Source organism: Obesumbacterium proteus (genome assembly GCF_001586165.1).
Taxonomy (GTDB): Bacteria; Pseudomonadota; Gammaproteobacteria; order Enterobacterales; family Enterobacteriaceae; genus Hafnia; species Hafnia protea.
Map to the genome: position 1 here is coordinate 2,881,278 of NZ_CP014608.1, position 23,921 is coordinate 2,905,198.

Genomic DNA, 23,921 nt, shown 5'->3' on the forward strand with positions numbered 1-23,921 from the left:
CGATAAGATTCATTCTAAGCCAGCCTGTGTCAAAATAGCAGGTTTAAAGCGTCCCTCACGGGGAGATTTTTCTGGTGGTGCGCTGTGCAAATATTCAGGAGCCGACATATTCATGAGTCGAGGTACGCAAGATCGTAATTTTGACAATATCGCTGAAAAATTTGCGCGCAACATTTACGGCACGACCAAAGGAAAAATCCGTCAGGCAGTGTTATGGCAGGATCTGGAACAATTGCTGAAGCAGCTTCCGCAAAGATCCTTACACATTCTTGATGCAGGCGGTGGGCTTGGGCAGGTATCCTGTGAGCTTGCCGCACGCGGTCATCAGATCACGCTGTGTGACATCTCGGGTGAAATGCTCAAGCGTGCGCAGGCCTATGCTGAAGAGAAAGGTGTGATCCAACACATGCGTTTTGTGCAAAGTCCTGCGCAAGAGATGCATCAGCATTTAGAACAGCCGGTTGATCTGATATTGTTCCATGCGGTTTTGGAATGGGTTGCTGAACCTCAAGAAACGCTGGCATCTTTGATAAAGTGTTTAACGCCCGGCGGCGCATTGTCGTTAATGTTCTATAACTACAATGGTCTGTTAATGCGAAACGTGATCATTGGCAATACGGCATACGTCAATCAAGGGATGCAAAAACGTAAGACACGCACGTTGTCACCTGATCACCCGTTGGATCCACAAAAGGTGTACGGCTGGCTTGAAGACATTGGGCTGACAATTTCCGGTAAAACGGGCGTGCGGGTATTCCATGATTACCTACGAGACAAGACGCAACAAATTGAGGCTTTTGATGATCTATTAGCGCTGGAGCAGCGTTATTGTCGTCAGGAGCCTTTTGTGAGTTTGGGGCGCTACATCCATGTGATGGCGCACAAACCCGACACGAAGGACCAACTATGAGTGATTTCTCCCAGACTGTACCGGAGCTGGTTGCCTGGGCGCGGAAAAATGACTTTTCAATTTCACTTCCAACCGAACGTTTGGCGTTCATTTTGGCTATTGCCACTTTGAACAGCGAACGACTAGACGGTGAGATGAGTGAAGGTGAACTGATCGATGCATTCCGACACGTCAGCAAAGCTTTTGAACAAACACATGAAACGGTAGCCATCCGTGCCAACAATGCGATTAACGATCTCGTTAAGCAGCGCCTGCTAAACCGCTTTACCAGCGAGTTAGCCGACGGAAATGCGATCTACCGGTTAACGCCGTTAGGCATTGGCATTACGGACTACTACATTCGTCAGCGAGAGTTCTCAACGCTGCGCCTATCTATGCAGCTGTCAATCGTAGCGCAAGAGCTACGTAGCGCAGCCGAAGCGGCAGAAGAGGGTGGTGATGAGTATCATTGGCATCGTAATGTGTTTGCCCCGCTGAAATACTCTGTTGCTGAGATTTTCGACAGTATCGATTTAACCCAGCGCATCATGGATGAGCAGCAGCAGGGCGTAAAAGCGGATATCGCGGCGTTGCTGAATAAAGATTGGCGTGCAGCCATCACAAGCTGTGAAGTCTTGCTCTCGGAAACCTCGGGCACCTTGCGTGAACTACAGGATACGCTGGAGGCGGCGGGCGACAAGCTGCAGGCAAACCTGTTGCGTATTCAAGATGCTAACCTGAATAATCCGGATTTGGCGTTTGTTGATAAACTGGTGTTTGATCTACAAAACAAGCTAGACCGCATCATCAGTTGGGGCCAGTTGACCATCGATCTGTGGATTGGCTACGACAGACACGTGCATAAATTTATCCGTACCGCGATAGATATGGATAAAAATAGAGTCTTTGCCCAGCGTTTACGCCAGTCAGTTCAGAACTACTTCGATAACCCTTGGGCACTGACCATCGCCAATGCCGATCGTCTATTCGATATGCGTGATGAAGAGCTGGCCTTGCTGAATGAAGAGGTCACCGGAGAACTGCCTCCAGATATGGAGTACGAAGAGTTTTCTGAGATCCGTGAGCAGTTGGCGGCGATGATTGAACAAGAGCTGAAGATTTATCAAAAAGAACAGCGTCCATTGGATTTAGGCGCGGTTTTGCGCGAATACCTAACCCAGTATCCGCGCCAACGTCATTTCGATTTGGCAAGAATTTTGGTCGACCAAGCGGTCCGCTTAGGTGTGGCTGAAGCTGATTTCACCGGATTACCTGCTCAATGGCAGGCAATCAATGATTACGGAGCCAAGGTACAGGCCCATGTCATCGACAAATACTGAAAATATGATGCCAGCTAAACTGGCGCTAGCGGTGTTTAACCCGCTATTCCCTGCACTGGATAGTCAGCTGCGTTCCGGCCGTCACATCGGCATTGATGAGCTAGATAACCATGCTTTCCTGATGGATTTTCAGGACGAGCTTGAATTATTTTATAGCCGTTACAACGTTGAGCTCATCCGCGCCCCTGAAGGTTTCTTCTACCTGAGGCCGCGTTCGACCACCTTGATCCCACGTTCGGTACTGTCCGAACTGGACATGATGGTCGGGAAAATCCTGTGTTATCTCTACCTTAGCCCTGAGCGTTTGGCGCATGAAGGCATTTTCAGCCAGCAGGAACTCTATGACGAGTTACTGTCTTTGGCCGATGAAAATAAGCTGCTGAAATATGTTAACCAGCGCTCAACCGGTTCGGATCTTGACCGCCAGAAACTGCAAGAGAAGGTGCGTACCTCGTTAAATCGTCTTCGCCGCTTGGGCATGGTCTATTTCATGGGTAACGACAGCACGAAATTCCGCATCACCGAAGCGGTGTTCCGCTTTGGTGCTGATGTGCGTAGCGGTGACGATCCTCGTGAATCCCAGTTGAGAATGATCCGTGACGGTGAAGCAATGCCGTTAGAAAACACGTTGTCACTGAATGATGAAAACGAAGAAAACGAATCCAGTGCAGACGGTAGCGCGGACAACGCGGAGGATGAACAGGAATGATTGAACGCGGAAAGTTTCGCTCGCTAACATTGGTTAACTGGAACGGTTTCTTTGCCCGAACTTTTGATCTGGATGAACTAGTTACAACGCTGTCCGGCGGTAACGGTGCGGGTAAATCCACCACCATGGCGGCGTTTGTTACGGCGCTTATCCCAGACTTAACGCTGCTGCATTTTCGTAATACGACGGAAGCTGGTGCAACGTCAGGGTCACGAGACAAAGGCTTACACGGAAAGCTACGCGCTGGCGTCTGTTATGCCACGCTTGACGTGGTTAACTCACGCCATCAGCGTGTGTTAGTCGGCGTTCGCCTGCAACAGGTTGCTGGGCGCGATCGAAAAGTGGATATCAAACTGTTCACTATTCAAGGCTTACCAACGTCATTCCAGCCAACGGAAATCCTAACGCAAACCGTGGGTGAGCGTCAGGCTCGTGTGCTGCCGTTAAACGAACTGAAAGAGCGCGTAGAAGCCATTGAAGGCGTGCAGTTCAAACAGTTTAACTCGATTACCGACTATCACTCCTTGATGTTTGATTTGGGTGTGATCCCGCGTCGTTTGCGTTCGGCATCGGATCGCAGCAAGTTTTATCGCCTGATTGAAGCGTCGCTTTACGGTGGTATTTCCAGTGCGATTACCCGTTCCCTGCGTGACTATTTGCTGCCAGAAAACAGCGGGGTACGTAAAGCTTTCCAAGATATGGAAGCGGCTTTGCGCGAAAACCGCATGACGCTGGAAGCGATTCGCGTCACGCAATCTGACCGCGATCTGTTCAAACATCTGATCACCGAAGCAACATCTTATGTTTCTGCTGACTATATGCGCCATGCTAATGAGCGACGCATACATCTCGATCAGGCACTGTTGCTACGCCGTGAATTGCTGGGCGGCCGTAAACAGCTGCTGGCCGAGCAGTATCGCCACGTGGAAATGTCGCGTGAGTTAGCTGAGCAAAGCGGGTCGGAATCCGATCTCGAAACCGATTATCAGGCGGCAAGCGATCATTTAAATCTGGTGCAAACGGCAATGCGCCAGCAGGAAAAGATCGAACGTTATCAGAGCGATCTGGAAGAGCTGACCTACCGTTTAGAAGAACAGAATGAAGTGGTGGCTGAAGCGAGCGATCTGCATGCAGATTATGAAGCCCGTTCAGAAGCCGCGGAAGCCGAAGTTGATGAACTAAAAAGTCAGTTGGCCGATTACCAGCAAGCCTTGGACGTTCAGCAAACCCGCGCAATTCAATACCAGCAAGCGCTACAGGCGCTAGAGCGCGCACGCCAAGTGTGTCAGTTGCCAGACCTCAATGCGGATAACAGCGAAGAGTGGCTAGAAACATTCAGTGCGCGTGAGCAGGAAGCGACTGAAATTCTGATGCAGCTTGAGCAGAAAATGAATGTGGCCAGCGCAGCGCATTCACAGTTCGAAAATGCTTATCAGTTGGTGGTTAAGCTGGTGGGTGAAGTTAGCCGGAGTGAAGCATGGCAGGCGGGGCGTGATTTATTGCGCGACTGGTCTTCACTTCAGCATCAGTCAGAACGCGTGCAGCCGTTACGCATGCGTTTGGCCGAGCTGGAGCAGCGTTTGCGTTCGCAGCAAGATGCCGAGCGTTTGTTGCAAGACTTCTGCAAACGCACCGGGCAGCAGTATCAACCAGAAGAACTGGATGATGCGCAGCGCGAAATGGAAGAACGCATTGAAACGCTGACGATTGATGTGGCTGAAGCCAGCGAGCGCCGTATGGTGCTGCGCCAAGAGCTTGAGCAAATCACGGCGAAAGCGAAAGATTTGACCACGAAAGCCCCCGTGTGGCTTGCGGCTCAGGAAGCGCTGAGTCAGCTGAGCGAACAGTGTGGCGAAGAGCTGTCAGACAGCCGTCAGGTCACTGAACAGATGCAGCAATTGCTGGAGCGTGAACGTGAATCTACCGTTGAACGCGACGAAGTTGCTCATCAAAAACGTGAAATTGAAAGCCAAATCGAGCGTTTAAGCCAGCCAAGCGGTGCCGAGGATGGGCGTCTGATTGCCTTGGCCGAACGTTTTGGCGGCGTGCTGCTGTCTGAGATCTACGATGACGTCACCATCGACGATGCGCCGTATTTCTCGGCGTTATATGGCCCAGCACGACACGCTATTGTTGTTCCCGATCTTTCCTTGGTTCGCGAGCATCTGGCGGGGCTAGAAGACTGTCCAGAAGATCTCTATCTGATCGAAGGTGATCCGCAGTCGTTTGATGACAGCGTATTTGCCGCCGATGAACTGGAACGTGCCGTGGTGGTGAAAACCGCCGATCGTCAATGGCGTTATTCTCGCTTCCCTGAGGTGCCGCTGTTTGGTCGCGCTGCACGTGAAAGCCGTTTAGAAACGCTGTATGCACAGCGCGATGAGCTGGCTGAGCGTTATGCGAACCTGTCATTTGATGTGCAGAAAACCCAGCGTTTACATCAAGCGTTCAGCCGCTTCATTGGTAATCACTTAGCGGTGGCGTTTGAGCAGGATCCAGAGGCTGAATTACGTCAAATCAACAGCCGTCGTACTGAGATTGAGCGCGAGTTCAATAATCAGGATAACGTGACGCAACAGCAGCGCCAGCAGCTGTCACAGGCCAAAGAAAGCGTCGCGCTGTTGCATAAGCTCACGCCGCATATCGGTTTACTGGCTGATGAAACCTTACAAGATCGTGTCGAAGAGATCCGTGAAGAGCTGGAAGAGGCGCAGGAAGCTGCGCGCTATCTGCAACAGCACGGCACCAGTCTGGCTAAGCTAGAACCCATGCTGTCCGTATTGCAAAGCGATCCAGAACAGCATGAACAGTTACGTCAAGATTATCAGCAGGCTCAGCAGAATCAGCGAACGGCGAAACAACAGGCGTTTGCGCTAACGGAAGTGGTGCAACGTCGCGCACACTTCAGCTATAGCGACTCCGCTGGCATGCTGACGGAGAACTCCGATCTCAACGATAAACTGCGTCAGCGTTTAGAACATGCTGAGGCCGATCGCAGCCGGACGCGTGAACAGCTTCGTCAACAGCAGGCACAGCTGGCCCAGTATCATCAGGTTTTAGCCTCGCTGAAAAGCTCGTTTGAAGCTAAACGTGACATGCTCAAAGAGCTGTCGCAAGAATTACAAGATATCGGTGTTCAGGCCGATCCTAATGCGGAAGAGCGTGCACGTATCCGTCGCGATGAGTTGCACACTGCGCTAAGCAACAACCGTGCGCGTCGCAATCAGCTTGAAAAACAGATCATGTTCTGTGAATCTGAAATGGATAATCTGCAAAAACGCCTGCGTAAGGTAGAGCGCGATTACCATCAGATCCGTGAACAAGTTACCACCGCGAAAGCGGGCTGGTGTGCGGTAATGCGTTTGGTGAAAGACAACGGCGTTGAACGTCGTCTGCATCGCCGTGAGCTTGCCTATATGGACGCGGATGAATTGCGTTCTATGTCGGATAAGGCATTGGGCGCGTTACGACTGGCCGTGGCGGACAACGAACATCTGCGTGATGTGCTGCGTCTGTCAGAAGATCCTAAACGCCCAGAGCGTAAAATTCAGTTCTACATTGCCGTTTACCAGCATCTGCGCGAACGTATTCGTCAGGATATTATCCGCAGCGACGATCCTGTCGATGCCATCGAACAGATGGAAATTGAGCTGGCGCGTTTGACCGAAGAACTGACATCACGCGAACAAAAACTGGCAATCAGTTCGAAGAGCGTGGCGAACATTATTCGCAAAACCATTCAGCGTGAACAAAACCGTATTCGTATGCTCAACCAAGGCCTACAGACGGTGGCCTTCGGGCAGGTGAATAGCGTGCGTTTGAATGTTAACGTGCGTGAAGCGCATTCAACGCTGTTGACGGTATTGTCAGAGCAGCAAGAGCAGCATCAGGATCTGTTTAACAGCAATCGACTGACGTTCTCTGAAGCGTTAGCAAAACTGTATCAGCGTCTTAATCCACAGATTGATATGGGGCAGCGTACACCGCAAACCATCGGTGAAGAGCTGCTGGACTATCGTAATTACCTTGAAATGGAAGTTGAGGTTAACCGTGGCTCAGACGGTTGGCTGCGTGCGGAAAGTGGGGCGCTGTCAACGGGGGAAGCTATCGGTACCGGTATGTCCATTCTGGTCATGGTGGTTCAGAGCTGGGAAGAAGAATCTCGCCGCCTGCGCGGTAAAGATATTTCGCCTTGCCGACTGCTATTCCTTGATGAAGCCGCGCGTCTGGATGCGAAATCTATCGCGACGTTGTTCGAGCTGTGTGAACGTCTGGAAATGCAGCTAATTATTGCGGCACCAGAAAACATCAGCCCAGAAAAAGGCACCACCTATAAACTGGTGCGTAAAGTGTTCAATAACACTGAACATGTTCATGTGGTGGGATTGAGAGGCTTTGCTCCTGAGAAAAGTCCTATAGAATCAGTCGCTCAAGAAGAATCTGAGACATAACTTCTTGTAAATTCCGCATACTGAAATCATTATTAACGCAAACGGCCTTCATATAAGGCCGTTTTTTTTGGCAGAATATAGCCAGTGACGTATCATCATATAATTAACGTGCAATGTCTGGGTTGTTGACGCACCAACCGACAGTGAAACGGCAAAATGTCATTTCTATTTGTATAATTAAGCTAAGGTTCCGAAATTCGGTGCCTATGAGCTAACTAGGGAGCAAGGGATGGTGCTGAATAACAGATTCCGTCTAAGCCATATGGTTGTCGGTGGTTCAATAGCAATGAGTGCATTGGCGCTGAGCATCCTGCCAGCCTATGCCGAAGTTGCTAAGCAACCCGTGGTTTCAGTGGCGACCATGAGTGTACCGCAATCGCGTTCGGCGCTGTTGTCGCAGCTTCCGCAGGGCGTTTCACTGCGTTATTTGAATCAACTTTCTTCGCTCTACGCCGCTAACCACATGCAGCCAATGTGGCAAGATCGTACAGCCGTTCAGCAATTTCAACAGCAGCTCGCTGAAGTCGCACTCTCTGGCGTTCAGCCTCAGTTTACCCAATGGGTTCAGGCGCTGACTAATCCCGATGTCAGTGGCATGGCGCGTGACGCTGTTTTATCTGATGCGATGCTGGGCTATCTGCAGTTTGTCTCCGGCGTGAGCGCAACCAAAGGCAGTTGGCTATATAGCTCGGTGCCTTATGCGATGGCAGAACCATCGACAACGCTGGTGAATAACTGGCAGTTGTCGATCCGCGATGGCCGCTTAAATACTTTTGTTAAATCGTTAGAACCTGCGCATCCTCAGTATGCTGCGATGCATAAAGCGCTGAAAAATCTGTTAGCGGATGCGCGACCTTGGCCTGTAGTCAGCGACGGACCGAGTTTAAAACCGGGTGACCTGAGCGCGGATATGCCAGCGCTGCGTGAAGTGTTGCAGCGTACAGGAATGTTGGAAGGCGATTCCAGCGTGAAGCCAACACCGGTGCCTGATGCACAGCCGTTACAATCTCCGGCGAGTCAGGATCCTAATGCGGTGATCAGCCCATCAACCACCGCAGTGACTGATTTAACCAAGCAACAACCATCGCCAGAGGCGGAGCCAGCAAAAGCGTCATCCGTTTCGGTGATCGATAACCGCTATACGCCTGAGCTCGTTGAAGCCGTAAAACGCTTCCAGCAGTGGCAAGGGTTAGCCAGCGATGGGGTGATTGGCAAACGCACACGTGAGTGGCTGAATGTATCTCCACAAACGCGAGCTACATTGCTGGCGTTGAATATTCAACGCTTACGCATTTTGCCGGGAGAAGTGAATACCGGCATCATGGTCAATATTCCTAACTACTCGTTGATTTATTACCAGAATGGCGCAGAAGTGCTTTCATCGCGAGTGATTGTAGGGCGACCAACGCGTAAAACACCGCTGATGAATAGCGAACTGAATAACGTGGTGGTTAATCCGCCGTGGAATGTGCCAACCACGTTAATTCGTGAAGATATCATACCGAAGGCCATGCACGATCCAGGCTATTTCGAGCGCCACGGCTATCGCCTGTTTTCTGGGTGGAGCAACGATGCCGAAGTCGTCAATCCTTATATGATCGACTGGGCGTCTGTGTCGCCGCGTAATTTCCCGTATCGAATTCAGCAAGCGCCGGGAGCGAATAATTCGCTAGGTCGATATAAATTTAATATGCCAAGCCAAGATGCTATCTATCTGCATGACACGCCAAACCACGGATTATTTGAAAAAGATATTCGTGCACTGAGTTCAGGCTGTGTTCGTGTTAATAAAGCTTCGACGCTGGCAAATATGCTACTTCAAGATGCGGGTTGGAATGATGCGCGGGTTTCGTCTGCGCTGAAAGAGGGGAATACGAAATATGTACCGATACGTCACCGTATTCCTGTTCGTCTCTATTATCTGACAGCATGGGTTTCTGAAGACGGCAAGCCGCAGTTCCGCACAGATATTTACAATTATGATGACACTGTACGTTCAGGGGCCAAAATCGCTGCGCAAGCTGAGCGGCTTTTTCAACTGTAGCAAGCAGTTAGCAAAACCGTAGTTTTTGTAATGTTGTAAATAATAGCCATAAAAATCTGTGATAACCCGCCAACCTTGGCGGGTAGCGGGTTGACTCGATCTTCCATGGCGGTTATGGTGCCTGACGGTGCGCTTTGGTGCGTGATTTTCAGACATTTTGCCGAGTACAACTTATCTCATGGATCCAATTAATATTCATCGTCGCAAGTGGTTGGCTTTAGGTGGCGCTGCTATGGGAATGGCAATGCTGCCAGGGCAAGCGTTAGCAACGCTTTCTACACCACGACCTCGTATTTTATTACTTAATAATTTAAATACCGGCGAACAACTTAAGGCTGAGTTCTTCGACGGTAAAAACTATATTCAGGAAGAATTAGTTCGCCTGAATCATTTATTCCGCGACTATCGTGCAAATAAAGTAAAAAGCATTGACCCTCGCTTATTCGATCAAATTTTTCGTTTGCAGGCGATGATCGGCACACGTAAACCGATTCAACTTATTTCCGGCTATCGTTCCCCGCGGACTAATAATGAATTGCGCGAGCGTGGCAGCGGCGTGGCAAAACATAGCTACCATACGCTTGGACAGGCAATGGATTTCCATATTGAAGGTGTTCAGCTAGCCAATATTCGTAAAGCTGCATTGAAAATGCGAGCGGGTGGCGTTGGATATTACCCGCGCAGTAATTTCGTACATATTGACACCGGCCCCGTTAGAAATTGGTAATAGCGCTTTAAGACGGTATTATTGGGTAGTCAAAGAGATCCTGAACGTCGGCCTTTGCCGGCGTTTTTTATATTGGGGCAAACATGAAATATAAAATCATTCCCGTCACCGCATTCCAACAGAATTGTACTGTTTTATGGTGTGAGGACACGCTTCAGGCCGCGATCGTCGATCCGGGCGGCGAAGCAGCAAAAATTCAGCGTGAAGTTGAAGCGCTGGGTTTAACGGTGACTCAAATTCTGCTGACCCACGGGCATTTAGACCACGTGGGAGCTGCTGGCAACTTAGCGAAAAGCTTAAATGTGCCGATCTATGGCCCTCAGGAAGAAGATCAGTTTTGGCTGGAAGGGCTGCCTGCTCAGAGCAAAATGTTTGGCCTCAGTGATTGCGACCCCTTAGAGCCTACCCGTTGGCTAAACGACGGCGATACTTTGCAGGTGGGTAATGAGACGTTGCAGGTTTTCCATTGCCCGGGTCATACACCAGGCCATGTGATTTTCTTTAATGAGAAATCACGCTTGGCGCAGGTTGGCGATGTGTTATTCAGCGGCGGTGTCGGGCGTAGCGATTTTCCCCGTGGCGACCATCAGGCATTGATTAACTCAATTAAAACTAAACTGTGGCCACTGGGCAATGATGTTGCGTTTATTCCAGGTCACGGCCCAATGTCGACCTTTGGTCAGGAGCGCCAGACTAACCCATTTGTTCGCGATGAGCCTGCGGTTTGGTAACGTTGTTGAGAATGCTATTTACAGTATAAAAAAGGAGCCTTTCGGCTCCTTTTATCGTTTCAATATGCGTGCTATTTCAATACGGCGACGATGGCTTCACACAGCGGTGCCATATTGTCAGGCGTCATTCCGGCTACGTTGACGCGGCCAGAATTCACGGCATAAACGCCGAATTCATCGCGCAGGCGGATCACCTGATCTTTAGTGAGCCCACTGAATGAGAACATGCCGTTCTGCTTGATGATGAAGCTGAAGTCTTGCTCAGCGCCTTTTTCCTGCAGTGTGTTAACGAACAACTGACGCATACGTTGAATGCGTTGACGCATATCAGTGAGTTCTTGTTCCCAAATAGTACGCAGGGCTTCATTACCCAGAATAGTAGCTACCACAGAACCACCGTGCGCTGGTGGGTTGGAGTAGTTAGCGCGGATAGTCGCTTTAATCTGGCTGAATGCTTTATCGGCGGTTTCACTGTCAGCGGCAACTAATGTGCAAGCACCAACGCGTTCGTTGTAAAGACCGAAGTTTTTGGAATATGAACTCGCAACCAGCAATTCATCATGCTTAGCCGCAAAAATACGCAGGCCTTGAGCATCTTCTTCTAAACCGTTGGCAAAACCTTGGTAAGCGAAGTCAAACAGCGGCAACCAGCCTTTAGCAACAGACATTTCAGCCAGTGCTTCCCATTGTTCTGGCGTAGGGTCAATACCGGTTGGATTATGGCAGCAACCGTGGAATAGAACCACATCACCGGCTTCTGCTTGCTCTAAGCTGCTCTGGAGGGCTGCAAAGTCTAACTGATGATTTGCCGCGTCGTAGTAATCATATTCGCGTACTTCCAGCCCTGCGGCGTTAAATACGCTTTTATGGTTAGGCCAGCTAGGGTTGCTCACCCATACGCGCTTTGCTGGGGTTTTATTGGCAATAAAATCAGCGGCCACACGCAGAGCACCAGTCCCACCTGGGGTTTGAGCTGCATGAGCCCGTTTGTCCTGAATGATTGGGCTTTCTTTACCAAACAGTAATTCCAGCGTGCAGGTCGCGAAAGCAGGAATACCATCGATGCTCAGATAGTTTTTCGTGGTTTCGTTTTCCAGCAGATACTGCTCAGCTTTTTTAACGCTGGTCAGAACCGGTGTTTTACCTGTTTCATCTTTATAGACGCCAATACCTAAGTTGATTTTGTTGGTACGGGCATCGGCACGGAATAAATCGGCAAGACCTAAAATCGGATCCGCTGGTGCGGCTGGGATATTTTCAAACATGTAAGAGCTTCCATGTGTGGGATTGAGCCAGAGAACCATCAGGTTACCGCTACGCCGCGAGCTTGCCAACCGTTTGCCACAAAAAGAATACAAAGTTGTTACCTGAATGCTTCAATGCCGATAAAAGCACCAAAAATAAGAAGAAAACAAGAAAATCAGGTAGGAAATAGGGCGATAGAACACGGACTAAAAGAAGGGGATAAATCATCAGCGATACGTGGCACTAAATCCTAGACAACAAAAAGCAGAGCCGAAGCTCTGCCTTTGATCCTATTCTGCTACAACCGCAAGGTTGCCGTCAGATTAGAACTGGTATACCAGACCAACTGCTACGATATCGTCAGTGCCGATGCCGTTAGCTTTGGTGAATTCGTTGTCATCCAGCAGGTTGATTTTGTAATCAACATAGGTAGACATGTTTTTGTTGAAGTAGTAAGTCGCGCCGACATCAACATATTTAACCAGATCTTTGTCACCAGACAGATTGGTGTTCAGGTCTTTACCTTTTGACTGCAGGTAAGATACGGATGGACGCAGACCGAAGTCGAACTGGTACTGTGCAACAACTTCGAAGTTCTGAGTTTTGTTTGCAATACCGTCATCACCGTATGGAGTCATGTTGCGAGTTTCTGCATACATAGCTGCCAGGTATACGTTGTTAGCGTCGTATTTCAGACCAGCGGTCCATGCGTCAGCTTTATCGCCACCAGCAACGTTACCGTTAGCTACGCGACCACGAGTAACTTGCTCGTTGGTACGGTCAGAAGATGCGTATGCTGCACCAGCGCTGATACCCATGCCGAAGTCATAAGTCGTTGACAGACCCCAACCGTCGCCATTCTGGCTCTGGAATGCACGAGAGTTGTTAGACAGTTTGCTACCGTCCCACTCGCCAGTTGCTTCGTTGAAGTTATTACCGTCGTTTTTACCCTGATACTGAACAGCGAAGTTCCAGCCATCAACCAGACCGAAGAAGTTGTTGTTACGGTAGGTAGCAACACCGTTAGCACGGCCAGTCATGTAGTTGTCAGTGATGGTGTAAGTATCACCACCGAATTCTGGCAGCATATCGGTCCATGCTTCAACGTCGTACAGTACGCCGTAGTTACGACCGTAGTCGATAGAACCTGCATCACCGAATTTCAGACCAGCAAAGCCCAGACGGGTTGCGTTTTTAGAAGAACCGTTGCCTTCGGTGTTGTTTACTTTGATGTTGTATTCCCACTGACCGTAACCAGCCAGTTGGTCAGAGATCTGAGTTTCGCCTTTGAAGCCGAAACGAGCGTAAGACTGGTCGCCGTCTGCAGATTTATCATCAGAGAAGTAGTGCAGACCGTCAACTTTACCGTACAGATCCAGCTTGTTACCGTCTTTGTTATAGATTTCAGCTGCGTTTGCTGCACCGGCTGCTAACAGCGCTGGGATCACTACTGCAAGAATATTGCGTTTCATCATTGTTACCCTCTAAAGGAGTTATTTTTTTTTGACACCTGCCACTGCCTAATTTAATTCTGCGCGGAACTATTTCATCACTTACGGAACTAAAAGAGAAAGTATGGTGTCTTCCTGTGTCTGCATCGCAGTGTTCCATTCACTAGAGCGATAATCTACATCGAAAATGATACAAAACTATAATTCGAGTAACAGAACGCAATAATGTGTTTCAAAATGTAAAATTTTGGGAACTTTGTGACAGGGGTCTAAGTTTAAAAAAGAGAGGGGCCAGCATTGCCGGCCCCTTTTTTGTGAACAAAACGTTGAGATGTTGTTTTATTACTTAATTAGAAGGTTGCGTTTCTTGGGGTGCGTGGGAACGGGATCACGTCACGAACGTTTTGTACGCCGGTTACATAGGCGATTAAACGTTCAAATCCAAGGCCAAAACCAGAGTGAGGCACGGTGCCGTAACGACGAAGATCGCGATACCACCAATAGTCTTCTTTGTTCAGGCCCATTTCTTCTAAACGTGCATCCAGAACGTCTAAACGCTCTTCACGCTGAGAACCACCGATGATTTCGCCAATACCTGGCGCCAACACATCCATTGCAGCAACGGTTTTGCCATCTTCGTTCATACGCATGTAGAACGCTTTAATGTCTTTTGGATAGTTTTTCACTACCACCGGTGCTTTAAAGTGCTGTTCAGCCAAATAACGTTCATGCTCAGAAGACAGGTCGACGCCCCAGTAGACTGGGTTTTCGAAGGTCTTGCCGCACTTAAGCAGAATATCCACCGCGTCGGTGTAATCCACCTGTGCAAAGTCGGAGGTAACAAAACGCTTCAGGCGATCGATGGCGTCTTTATCTACGCGCTGAGCGAAGAACTCCATATCATCGGCACGTTCATCAAGAACGGCTTGGAAGACGTATTTCAACATGCCTTCGGCAACGCCTGCGATATCGTCGAGATCCGCAAATGCAACTTCAGGCTCAACCATCCAGAATTCAGCCAGATGGCGGCTGGTGTTCGAGTTTTCTGCGCGGAACGTTGGGCCAAAAGTATACACCTTAGACAGTGCACAGGCGTAGGTTTCGCCGTTCAGCTGGCCGGATACGGTCAGAAACGCTTCACGACCAAAGAAGTCTTCACCAAAATCGACTTTACCTTCGTCAGTGCGCGGCAGGTTTTCCATATCCAACGTTGAAACGCGGAACATTTCGCCAGCGCCTTCGGTATCAGAAGCGGTAATCAGCGGGGTAGAAACCCAGAAATAACCGTTTTCATGGAAGTAACGATGAATAGCCTGCGCTAGCGTATGACGAACGCGAGCAACTGCACCGATAAGGTTGGTGCGTGGACGCAGGTGAGCAACTTCGCGCAGATATTCGATGCTGTGGCGTTTTGCCGCCATTGGATAAGTGTCTGGATCTTCAACCCAACCTACGACTTTAACTTCGGTGGCTTGAATCTCGAAGCTCTGACCTTCACCCGGCGATGCGACCACTTTACCGGTGACTTCCAGAGAACAACCCGTTGTCAGGCGCAAAACATCACTTTCATAATTCGGCAGAGAATTATTAACGACGGCCTGTAACGGATTAAAGCAGGAGCCGTCATAAACGGCGAGGAAGGAGATACCAGCTTTAGAATCCCTCCGGGTACGTACCCAACCGCGCACGGTGACTTCAGTGTCTACCGCGGCACGACCTTGCAGTACGTCGACTACAGGCACTACGCTCATAGATTTCTCTCTTTTATTGATCTTGGATGATAAATAACCTACAGCCCAGATAATACGGGCATGTTGCTATGTTACTTGTCACGCAAACAGACACAAGAAGAAATCGCAGCCAAATCGCAAGAACTTGATGAGATATTGGGAGATTGAATGAAAAAAAGAAGAATAATCGATTTTAGCAGTCAAAATTGGCGTTTTTTAGGCAAAAAAAGAGGGCGTTGCATACGCCCTCATAATATTTTTTACGTTAACGATTAAGCCAAGCAATTTAACTGGCTTTTTTTACCAGCGGTAAATCAAAGGCTTTGCGCAGCGCTTTAACGAAAGCTTTGTCATGACAAATAGTTTTACCCGGGCTATCAGACAATTTGGCAACGGGCTTACCGTTGCACTCCACCAGCTTAATGACAATATTTAGCGGTTTGACCTGTGGAATATCGCAGGTTAAACGTGTGCCGATACCAAAACCAAGATTAATGCGGTTATGGAAATGACGATAGAGCTCCAAGGCTTTTTCGAGATCGAGGTTATCGGAGAACACCAGCGTTTTTGTCATCGGATCAATACCCAGTTTCTGGTAATGAGCGATGGCTTTCTCTCCCCATTCCATCGGTTCACCGGAATCATGGCGCAGCCCCTGATAGCGATTAGCAAACTGCGGGCCAAAATCGCGTAGGAAAGCATCCATCGTGATGCAATCGGTCAGGGCAATGCCAAGCTGATCGGGATATTCATCTAACCACGCTTGAAGGGCCGCTCGCTGGCTATTCGCTAATACCGGGCAAATCTGCTGGTGGGCTTGGAACCACTCATGAGCCTGAGTCCCCATCGGTGCAAGACTCAGCTGCTGGGCAAACTTATAGTTGCTGGTTCCCACTAAATGGGGGAAATCCGTTTTCAACGTTTCAATAATGGCACGCTGAACATCGTGTGAGAAACGGCGGCGGGTGCCGAAATCCATCAGCTTAAAGCCAGAAAGATCGATATCTGCGCTCAGTTGCTTAAATGAATCGAGTTTCTTACGCAGCTGCGCCACGGCCATTTCTGGCGTTGCCAGCGGTGAACGATCGCGGTGTACCACCTCACTGATAACAGCGAGCAGCGGCACTTCCCACATAATCACTTCACGCCAAGGGCCAGTAATGCGGATATTGAGATGGCCGTCTTCGTCACGGATATCGACCTGTTGCGGGTTAAAGCGAAAATCGCGCAACCAGTCTAGATAATCTTTTTTGAAGAAAGGCAGAGTGCTGAGATAGTTATATTCTTCATCGGTTAACGCAAGATTGCCCATTAAAGCAACCTGCTGAATAATTTCGTTGGCATAACTGCCCAGTAACTCGTCGCCACGGCAACGGAATTCAGCCGCTACGGAGAGATTGCGGTAACGATGATACACCGCCTGCTGCATATGCAACTTATAGGCGTCAGTATCCAATAATGAAGTTAATATCGGGGAAGCATGTTGAGTCATGGCGCGTTACTGCATCCTCGTCAGGGATATTCCACGTTCGGGATAGTCGGCAAAGTTGGAGGAGTATACCTAGTTTATCCCGAGATTGAAGCCTCATAACACCATATGGCATGTGATAGGTCGAGGATTAAACGTGCCATTTGCATTAGCACCGATTAAGTTACTGTGCAATTGTACAATATTCATACTTTGAACTTAATCGCGTTTCCTAAACAAATATCACGTATTTTTATCGTTAGCATCAAAGCTAATGAATCCACTCGGTGAATAAAAACTGACTTGGTTTTTACCACGTTTCTTCGAATAGTAGAGTGCTTCATCGGCTTGCTTGATAGAGTGGTTAATATTTTGATAGTCATCAAGACGCGCTAATCCACAGCTAATGGTAAACCCCACGCTAGGCTTATTTGGAATGGCAATGCGCAGCATTTCAGTACGATGGCGCACCGCATCAATAATTTTCATCGATTGCTGCATATCTTCATATTTAATTAAAATCGCGAACTCTTCCCCACCGTAGCGGCAATAAACCGTACTTTTCGGCAGCGACTGTTGCAGCATTTGGCTAAAGGCGATAAGCGCCAAGTCCCCAACGTCATGGCCATAACGGTCGTTCAATCTTTTAAAATTATCAATATCGATAAGGCAGAAGGCGAGAGGGTAGTCTTTCTCGGTAATTTGGCTGCACTGATTGAAGAATTTACGACGATTATAAATATTGGTCAGAGGATCGGTTGAAGAAGCTTCGAGTAGCTCATTGATAAGCTCCTGTTTTTCATTTTCTAGCAGATGCTTTTCTATTTGATTTTGGCGTAGCTGATTAATGGCATCGGATATCGCCGACAGCTCACCGGTCATGATTGAATTATCTGGCGATATCTCAAGATCGCCCTGAGATAACTTCATGATATTTTTATTGGTGAGCGTCAGCCACAGGCTAATTTTGGATGAAAAAACCAAAATCGGCATAACGATATAGAGCGCGAGCAGCCAGCACAGTGAAATCATGCCGTAAAGCTGAACTCGGCTGATGCTTATTTTCTTCTCTAACTCATGTAGCTCAAGGGCATAGCTGTTATTCACAAAGATAGCGGAAGCTTTATCAATGCTGATGATGTAGCGGTAGAAACCGTCAAACGCATTCGATGATCGACTTTGCATTACGCTGGTAAGGTCGGTGGTTAGATGCCGCATACTTTCTTTACTGAGCTTGTTTAATAGCTGTTCAATATTGGCCGATGGGTGTGCTCCACCCGGCGCGGTTGCAATAATAAAATCTACCCGCGAACGTAATGAGTCCAACACGCCAATCAACTCTATCGAACGTAGATAAGATTGATTGCGCTTCACGTCATCCGTTTTTATGTCGACTAACTGATCAATAAGCTCCGTTGCGGTTAACGTTAAGCGGTTATTCAAGCGAACACTTTCGATAAATTTGTAGGAGTGCGTGTCAGATAGCGTGGTGTTATAGACGTATAAGAAATAGAGCTTATTGAGCTCAGTAATAAAATAGTTACTCCTCAAATCGAGCTGAGCCTGCATCATCGGACCTGCAGCCGATAGTTCTTGATTGTCGTTGGCCGTGAGTCTGTAGACGAGAGACTTTGCCTGATTAAACATCGCATGGGTCTGTTGTTCTAATTCTGTCGCCGATTTGTCAGCAGGGGGGGAGAACCAGCGCTGCGGAGTTGAGTCTGACCTGTTTTTCTGCTGCAAGAATCTCATCTTGTGTAATGGAATCGCTGATAAAACTGATGCGCTTTAAGCGATGAACTAACAGTGCAGATTGGAAAACTTCAGTGAGCTCGCGCAGTCGTTTTACTTTGTAGAGGTTTTGCTGGTTTTGAGCGAAATCGACGTGTGCTTTATGCAATGAGCTATAGATAAAAATACCAAAAAAGAACACCAACGCCGTGGTGAAAATGTAGATAAGGTTTTTTAGCTTCATGCACGCTGTTTTCTGGTTTTAGAACTTCGAGGAGCTCATTGAATATATTACTGTCCGCTAAAGCGGGCGTAATGAACAAGAAACGTCAAACGATAAGGTAACTCTGATCATTATGTCAGAATATCGCCACTCAGAGTAAGTATTTAGGACTGAGAATAATCTTGCTCCATTATAGCGAATGTTTAGCTAGCCTTTATCCTTTATGGTTTCAATGCTGGGTTGTACACGCTTTTGATTGGGCTTTACTCTGGAAACTTCTGATGACACTTGCGTGAATAACAGGCAAACGCACCGGAGTTTCTAGGCAGAGCTTCGGTTTTTCGATCGGTGTGATACAGTTTAGTTAATGGTTGGTTAGGGTGCTGATTTTTAGTCAGTGGCTATTCAGCAATGGCGCGGTCTACCGCGATACCGCCTTCCTACAGCTTGAATTATTTAGGGCACATATTTTCGGCGAATCCTATAAGGGTATTTATGACACAACAACCTCAAGCCAAGTATCGTCACGACTATCAGGCGCCAGATTATACGATCACCGATCTGGCTCTGGATTTTGATTTGGACGCAGAGGTAACCACGGTTACCGCAGTCAGTCAGGTTAAGCGTCAAGGCGCTTCGCAGGCACCTCTTATCCTCAACGGTGAAGATCTCACCCTGAAGAGTGTTAGCGTGAATGATGCCCCTTGGGAGCATTACCGCGAATCTGAGAATCAGCTCATTCTGGAAAATCTGCCGGAAGCATTCACCTTGACGATTGTGAATGAAATTCATCCGGCGAAAAACAGTGCCTTGGAAGGACTTTATCTTTCCGGTGATGCGCTGTGTACCCAGTGTGAAGCCGAAGGTTTCCGCCATATCACCTATTATCTGGATCGCCCAGATGTTCTGGCTCGCTTCCGCACGCGCATCGTGGCGGATAAAGCGCGTTATCCGTTCCTGCTGTCTAACGGAAACCGTATTGCACAGGGGGAGCTACAGGATGGGCGTCACTGGGTGCAATGGGAAGACCCGTTCCCAAAACCAAGCTATTTGTTTGCGCTGGTAGCCGGTGATTTTGACGTTCTGCGTGACAGCTTTACAACGCAAAGCGGCCGTGACGTTGCACTAGAGCTCTACGTTGACCGCGGTAATCTGGATCGCGCAGGCTGGGCGATGACATCGCTAAAAAATGCAATGAAGTGGGACGAAACCCGCTTTGGCCTAGAGTACGATCTCGACATCTATATGGTTGTGGCCGTCGACTTCTTTAATATGGGCGCGATGGAAAACAAAGGTCTGAACATTTTCAACTCGAAATATGTTCTGGCTAAAGCGGAAACCGCGACTGACAAAGATTATCTGGGCATTGAAGCCGTTATTGGACATGAGTATTTCCATAACTGGACCGGTAACCGTGTCACCTGCCGCGACTGGTTCCAGCTCAGTTTGAAAGAAGGTTTAACCGTTTTCCGCGATCAAGAATTCAGCTCGGATTTAGGCTCCCGCGCGGTAAACCGTATTGATAACGTCCGTGTGATGCGCGGTGCGCAGTTTGCAGAAGATGCCAGCCCAATGGCGCACCCAATTCGTCCTGATAAAGTTATCGAGATGAATAACTTCTATACGCTAACCGTATATGAGAAGGGTTCTGAAGTTATTCGAATGATGCATACGCTGTTAGGCGAAGAAAACTTCCAGAAAGGCATGAAGCTCTATTTTGAACGTCATGACGGAAGTGCAGCGACCTGTGATGATTTTGTTCAGGCGATGGAGGATGCTTCAGGCGTTGATCTGACATTGTTCCGTCGTTGGTATAGTCAGGCTGGTACGCCAGAGCTGAGCGTGCGTGATGAGTATGATGCTGAGCATCAGCAATATCGTCTCTACGTGACGCAGCAAACGCCGCCGACCTCCGAACAAGCCGATAAGCTGCCGTTGCATATTCCGTTGGATATCGAGCTTTACGATCCGCAGGGTAACGTGATCCCGTTGATGATTGACGGCGAGTCAGTGAGTAACGTGCTTAATGTGACGGAATCTGAGCAAAGCTTCGCGTTTGATAACGTTCCGCATAAGCCAATTCCTTCTTTATTACGTGAGTTCTCGGCGCCGGTAAAATTAGAGTATCCGTATAGCGACCAGCAGCTGAGCTTCTTGATGCAGCATGCGCGCAATAATTTCTCGCGTTGGGATGCGGCTCAAATGCTGTTGGCAAAATATGTGCGCCTCAACGTTGCGAAATTCCAGCAGAATCAGCCTTTGTCGCTGCCAATGCATGTTGTTGATGCGTTCCGTGCGGTGCTATTGGATGAAACCTTGGATCCGGCACTGGCGGCACAAATTCTGACGCTGCCATCTGAAAATGAAATGGCTGAGCTGTTTAGCATCATCGATCCTGAAGCGATCGGTGCGGTGCACGCGGCTATCACGCGTCTGCTGGCGAAAGAAATGGCGGATGAATGGCTGGCGGTTTACAACAATAACCGCACGCCTGAATATCGCATCGATCATGCTGATATTGCCAAACGTTCGCTGCGTAATGTCTGCCTGCGCTATTTAGCCTTTGGCGAAGACGTGGTGCTGGCCGATGAATTAGTGGTGCGTCAGTATGAAAATGCGAACAACATGACCGATTCGTTAGCCGCGCTGTCGGCTGCCGTTGGCGCTGAGTTGCCGTGCCGCGACCGCCTGATGGCTGAGTTTGACGAACGCTGGCATCAAGATGGTCTGGTGATGGACAAGTGGTTCATGCTGCAAGCGACTAGCCCGTCTGCGCTGGTTTTGGACAATGTAAAAGCGCTGCTTAAACACCGTTCATTTACGCTGAGCAATCCTAACCGTATTCGCTCGCTGGTGGGCGCATTTGCACGGGCTAATCCGTCAGCATTCCACGCTGCGGATGGTTCAGGCTATGCGTTCTTAACCGAGATCTTGAAAGATCTGAATACCCGTAACCCACAGGTTGCGGCACGCATGATCGAACCATTGATTCGCTTGAAACGCTATGACGAAAGCCGTCAGGCTCTGATGCGTAAATCGTTGGAAGAACTGAAAGGATTAGAAAACCTGTCAGGCGATCTGTTTGAGAAGATCACCAAAGCGCTCAATGCATAACGATTAACCTAAAGCACTAAACTGAAGCCCCGCAGCATCTATTGCGGGGCTTTTTTTATTCATGGTTGGCCGCATGTTCTTTGGTGGCGAGAGATACCCCTCTGCGCTGAATGGCGGCATAAAATGTGGTGAGTGACTCTTCTAGGCGTTCTGCCAGAGCCGCCTCCAGCGTGGCTTCCCGTGAGGCGTAATCAATCTGTAGGCCGGTTGCAAAAACACCATGTAATACCTCTTGCGCTTTTAACGCGCTGAGTACGGGTTTGAGCGCGTAGTCCAAGGCTAAAAAGTGATTGGACGATCCTGCGGTAGCAAGCGGAAGCACCACTTTGTGTTCAAGTGCTCGTTCGGGAAGCAGGTCTAGAATACTTTTCAAGGCTCCAGAATAAGCGGCCTTATAAACCGGTGTCGCGACCAGAAGACCGTCTGCTCGGCTCAAGGCGTGGTTCAACGCCAGTATTTGTGGGCTATTAAAATTGGCGAATAAGAGATCTTCAGCCACGAAATCTTGCAGGCTAAAATGCACGATTTCTACGTTATGACGAGCGAGCCAGCGGTGAGCAACCGCCAGTAGTGCGGAAGAACGTGATGGCTGTTTTGGGCTACCAGCCAGCGAAACAATAACCATAGAAGGCTCCAATTAAGCGTAAATGGAATGTTAAATCTAAATTCCATTTCACCCTAACAGTCAAAATAAGTTATTAAAAATTTCTTTTTATTCTTTTAAGTTCAAAAATTTTATATAGGCAATCGGATATCTTGCCGCTATCTCAAAACCTAAACGTCACTAAATGCCTATAAATGAGTGGGTAAGGGTAATCGTTTGCGCTGAATGCGTTCTTTTTGTCTTTAATCAATTCCAATCTGTTGAAAGATACCGGATAATACCGCCCCGACTTGCCACCGGGACTCAGGAGATACCATGCTTTACCCCTTCGTTAGAAAGGCACTTTTCCAGCTCGATCCAGAGCGCGCGCACGAATTCACATTTAAGCAGCTTCGCCGTATTACGGGCACTCCGCTGGAGTTTCTGGTTCGTCAGTCAGTGGCTTCTAAGCCGGTAACATGCATGGGATTATCTTTCAAAAATCCGCTCGGCCTTGCCACGGGTTTAGACAAAGATGGTGAATGTATTGATGCGTTAGGCGCAATGGGATTTGGTTTTATCGAAGTTGGCACCGTAACGCCTCGCGCTCAATCGGGTAATGATAAGCCACGTTTATTCCGTCTTGTTGAAGCTGAAGGCTTAATTAACCGCATGGGGTTTAATAACCATGGGGTCGATAATCTGGTCGAGAACGTCAAAAAATCTCATTTTGGCGGCGTGTTAGGGATCAATATTGGCAAGAATAAAGATACGCCGGTTGAGCAGGGTAAAGACGATTATTTAATCTGCATGGAAAAGGTTTACTCCTATGCCGGTTACATTGCGATAAATATCTCCTCACCAAATACGCCGGGTTTAAGAACCTTGCAATATGGTGAAGCATTAGACGATCTATTAACGGCGATAAAAGCAAAGCAGATCGAGCTACAACAGAAACATCATAAATATGTTCCTATTGCGGTGAAGATCGCGCCGGATCTTTCTCATGAGGAATTGATTCAGGTCGCCGATAGTTTAGTTCGCCATAATATAGATGGGGTTATTGCCACGAATACCACGTTAGATCGTAAATTAGTTAACGGGTTTAATTATTGCGATCAGACGGGTGGACTTAGCGGACGTCCTTTACAGCTGCACAGTACGGAAATTGTGCGCCAGCTATCTAAAGAGTTGCAGGGGCGCTTACCGATCATTGGTGTTGGCGGGATCGACTCCGTCATTGCAGCCAGAGAAAAAATAGATGCCGGTGCTTCATTGGTTCAAATCTATTCAGGTTTTATCTTTAAAGGACCAGGTCTGATTAAAGATATCGTTAACTACATCTAATTATTTACCTGCCTATTTGCCCCGGGGGTTTATTTCTTCTTCGGGGTAGTCTATATTTCAACCGTTCTGCCAATTAATTGCCCAAACGAATCACGCTAATTTAAGCAAAGCATGATTTGGCCGTATTAATGATATGGG

The 23,921-nt window shown here is 48.4% G+C and carries 16 protein-coding genes; 9 read left to right on the top strand and 7 right to left on the bottom strand.

Annotated elements, in window-relative coordinates:
* Positions 1-112 precede the first annotated feature (112 nt).
* The 7 genes from cmoM (at position 113) to DSM2777_RS13655 (ending at position 10,891) form a co-directional block, all read left to right on the top strand.
* Complete coding sequence (gene cmoM / locus DSM2777_RS13625) at positions 113-910, top strand: tRNA uridine 5-oxyacetic acid(34) methyltransferase CmoM (protein WP_061554234.1); 798 nt, start codon at positions 113-115, stop codon at positions 908-910.
* Complete coding sequence (gene mukF, locus DSM2777_RS13630; RefSeq protein WP_061554235.1) at positions 907-2,229, top strand: chromosome partition protein MukF; 1,323 nt, start codon at positions 907-909, stop codon at positions 2,227-2,229. The genes cmoM and mukF overlap by 4 nt, the downstream gene beginning before the upstream one ends.
* Complete coding sequence (gene mukE, locus DSM2777_RS13635; protein WP_025800984.1) at positions 2,210-2,938, top strand: chromosome partition protein MukE; 729 nt, start codon at positions 2,210-2,212, stop codon at positions 2,936-2,938. Before mukF ends, mukE begins: the two co-directional genes overlap by 20 nt.
* On the top strand, positions 2,935-7,389 hold the full coding sequence (mukB, locus tag DSM2777_RS13640; RefSeq protein ID WP_061554236.1) for a chromosome partition protein MukB: 4,455 nt from the start codon (positions 2,935-2,937) through the stop codon (positions 7,387-7,389). The genes mukE and mukB overlap by 4 nt, the downstream gene beginning before the upstream one ends.
* 229 nt (positions 7,390-7,618) lie before the next feature.
* Complete coding sequence (ldtD, locus tag DSM2777_RS13645) at positions 7,619-9,433, top strand: L,D-transpeptidase (protein ID WP_071889911.1); 1,815 nt, start codon at positions 7,619-7,621, stop codon at positions 9,431-9,433.
* 178 nt (positions 9,434-9,611) lie between these two features.
* Positions 9,612-10,160, top strand: coding sequence for a peptidoglycan L,D-endopeptidase MepK (locus DSM2777_RS13650; RefSeq protein ID WP_025800987.1), 549 nt, complete (start codon positions 9,612-9,614; stop codon positions 10,158-10,160).
* 83 nt (positions 10,161-10,243) lie between these two features.
* Entirely contained in the window at positions 10,244-10,891 is a 648-nt protein-coding gene (locus DSM2777_RS13655) for an MBL fold metallo-hydrolase (RefSeq protein ID WP_061554237.1), read from the top strand.
* A 71-nt stretch (positions 10,892-10,962) separates the two neighbouring features.
* Here DSM2777_RS13655 and DSM2777_RS13660 read toward each other — a convergent pair whose 3' ends face one another.
* The 6 genes from DSM2777_RS13660 to DSM2777_RS24980 form a co-directional block, all read right to left on the bottom strand.
* Complete coding sequence (locus tag DSM2777_RS13660) at positions 10,963-12,156, bottom strand: amino acid aminotransferase (protein WP_061554238.1); 1,194 nt, start codon at positions 12,154-12,156, stop codon at positions 10,963-10,965.
* A gap of 303 nt (positions 12,157-12,459) precedes the next feature.
* Positions 12,460-13,611, bottom strand: a complete 1,152-nt coding sequence (gene ompC, locus DSM2777_RS13665; protein ID WP_269465574.1) for a porin OmpC — start codon at positions 13,609-13,611, stop codon at positions 12,460-12,462.
* 326 nt (positions 13,612-13,937) lie between these two features.
* The gene (gene asnS / locus DSM2777_RS13670) at positions 13,938-15,338 is read right to left on the bottom strand and encodes an asparagine--tRNA ligase (RefSeq protein WP_025800991.1); all 1,401 of its coding nucleotides are present in this window, start codon (positions 15,336-15,338) and stop codon (positions 13,938-13,940) included.
* A gap of 265 nt (positions 15,339-15,603) precedes the next feature.
* The gene (gene pncB / locus DSM2777_RS13675; RefSeq protein ID WP_046457959.1) at positions 15,604-16,809 is read right to left on the bottom strand and encodes a nicotinate phosphoribosyltransferase; all 1,206 of its coding nucleotides are present in this window, start codon (positions 16,807-16,809) and stop codon (positions 15,604-15,606) included.
* 219 nt (positions 16,810-17,028) lie between these two features.
* On the bottom strand, positions 17,029-18,528 hold the full coding sequence (locus tag DSM2777_RS13680) for a sensor domain-containing diguanylate cyclase (RefSeq protein WP_237087777.1): 1,500 nt from the start codon (positions 18,526-18,528) through the stop codon (positions 17,029-17,031).
* Complete coding sequence (locus DSM2777_RS24980; RefSeq protein WP_237087778.1) at positions 18,470-18,760, bottom strand: hypothetical protein; 291 nt, start codon at positions 18,758-18,760, stop codon at positions 18,470-18,472. The genes DSM2777_RS13680 and DSM2777_RS24980 overlap by 59 nt, the downstream gene beginning before the upstream one ends.
* Before the next feature lie 474 nt (positions 18,761-19,234).
* Here DSM2777_RS24980 and pepN point away from each other — a divergent pair, with 474 nt between their 5' ends.
* Positions 19,235-21,853 carry an aminopeptidase N gene (gene pepN, locus DSM2777_RS13685; RefSeq protein ID WP_061554239.1) on the top strand — a complete coding sequence of 873 codons (2,619 nt, stop codon included), beginning with the start codon at positions 19,235-19,237 and terminating at the stop codon, positions 21,851-21,853.
* A 55-nt stretch (positions 21,854-21,908) separates the two neighbouring features.
* Here the strand turns inward: pepN and ssuE are convergent, their stop codons facing one another.
* A complete protein-coding gene (gene ssuE / locus DSM2777_RS13690) occupies positions 21,909-22,478 on the bottom strand; it encodes an NADPH-dependent FMN reductase (protein ID WP_061554240.1) in 570 nt (189 codons plus the stop codon).
* Between the two features lie 294 nt (positions 22,479-22,772).
* Between ssuE and pyrD the strand changes: the two genes are divergently transcribed.
* Complete coding sequence (pyrD, locus tag DSM2777_RS13695) at positions 22,773-23,783, top strand: quinone-dependent dihydroorotate dehydrogenase (protein WP_061554241.1); 1,011 nt, start codon at positions 22,773-22,775, stop codon at positions 23,781-23,783.
* Positions 23,784-23,921 lie beyond the last annotated feature (138 nt).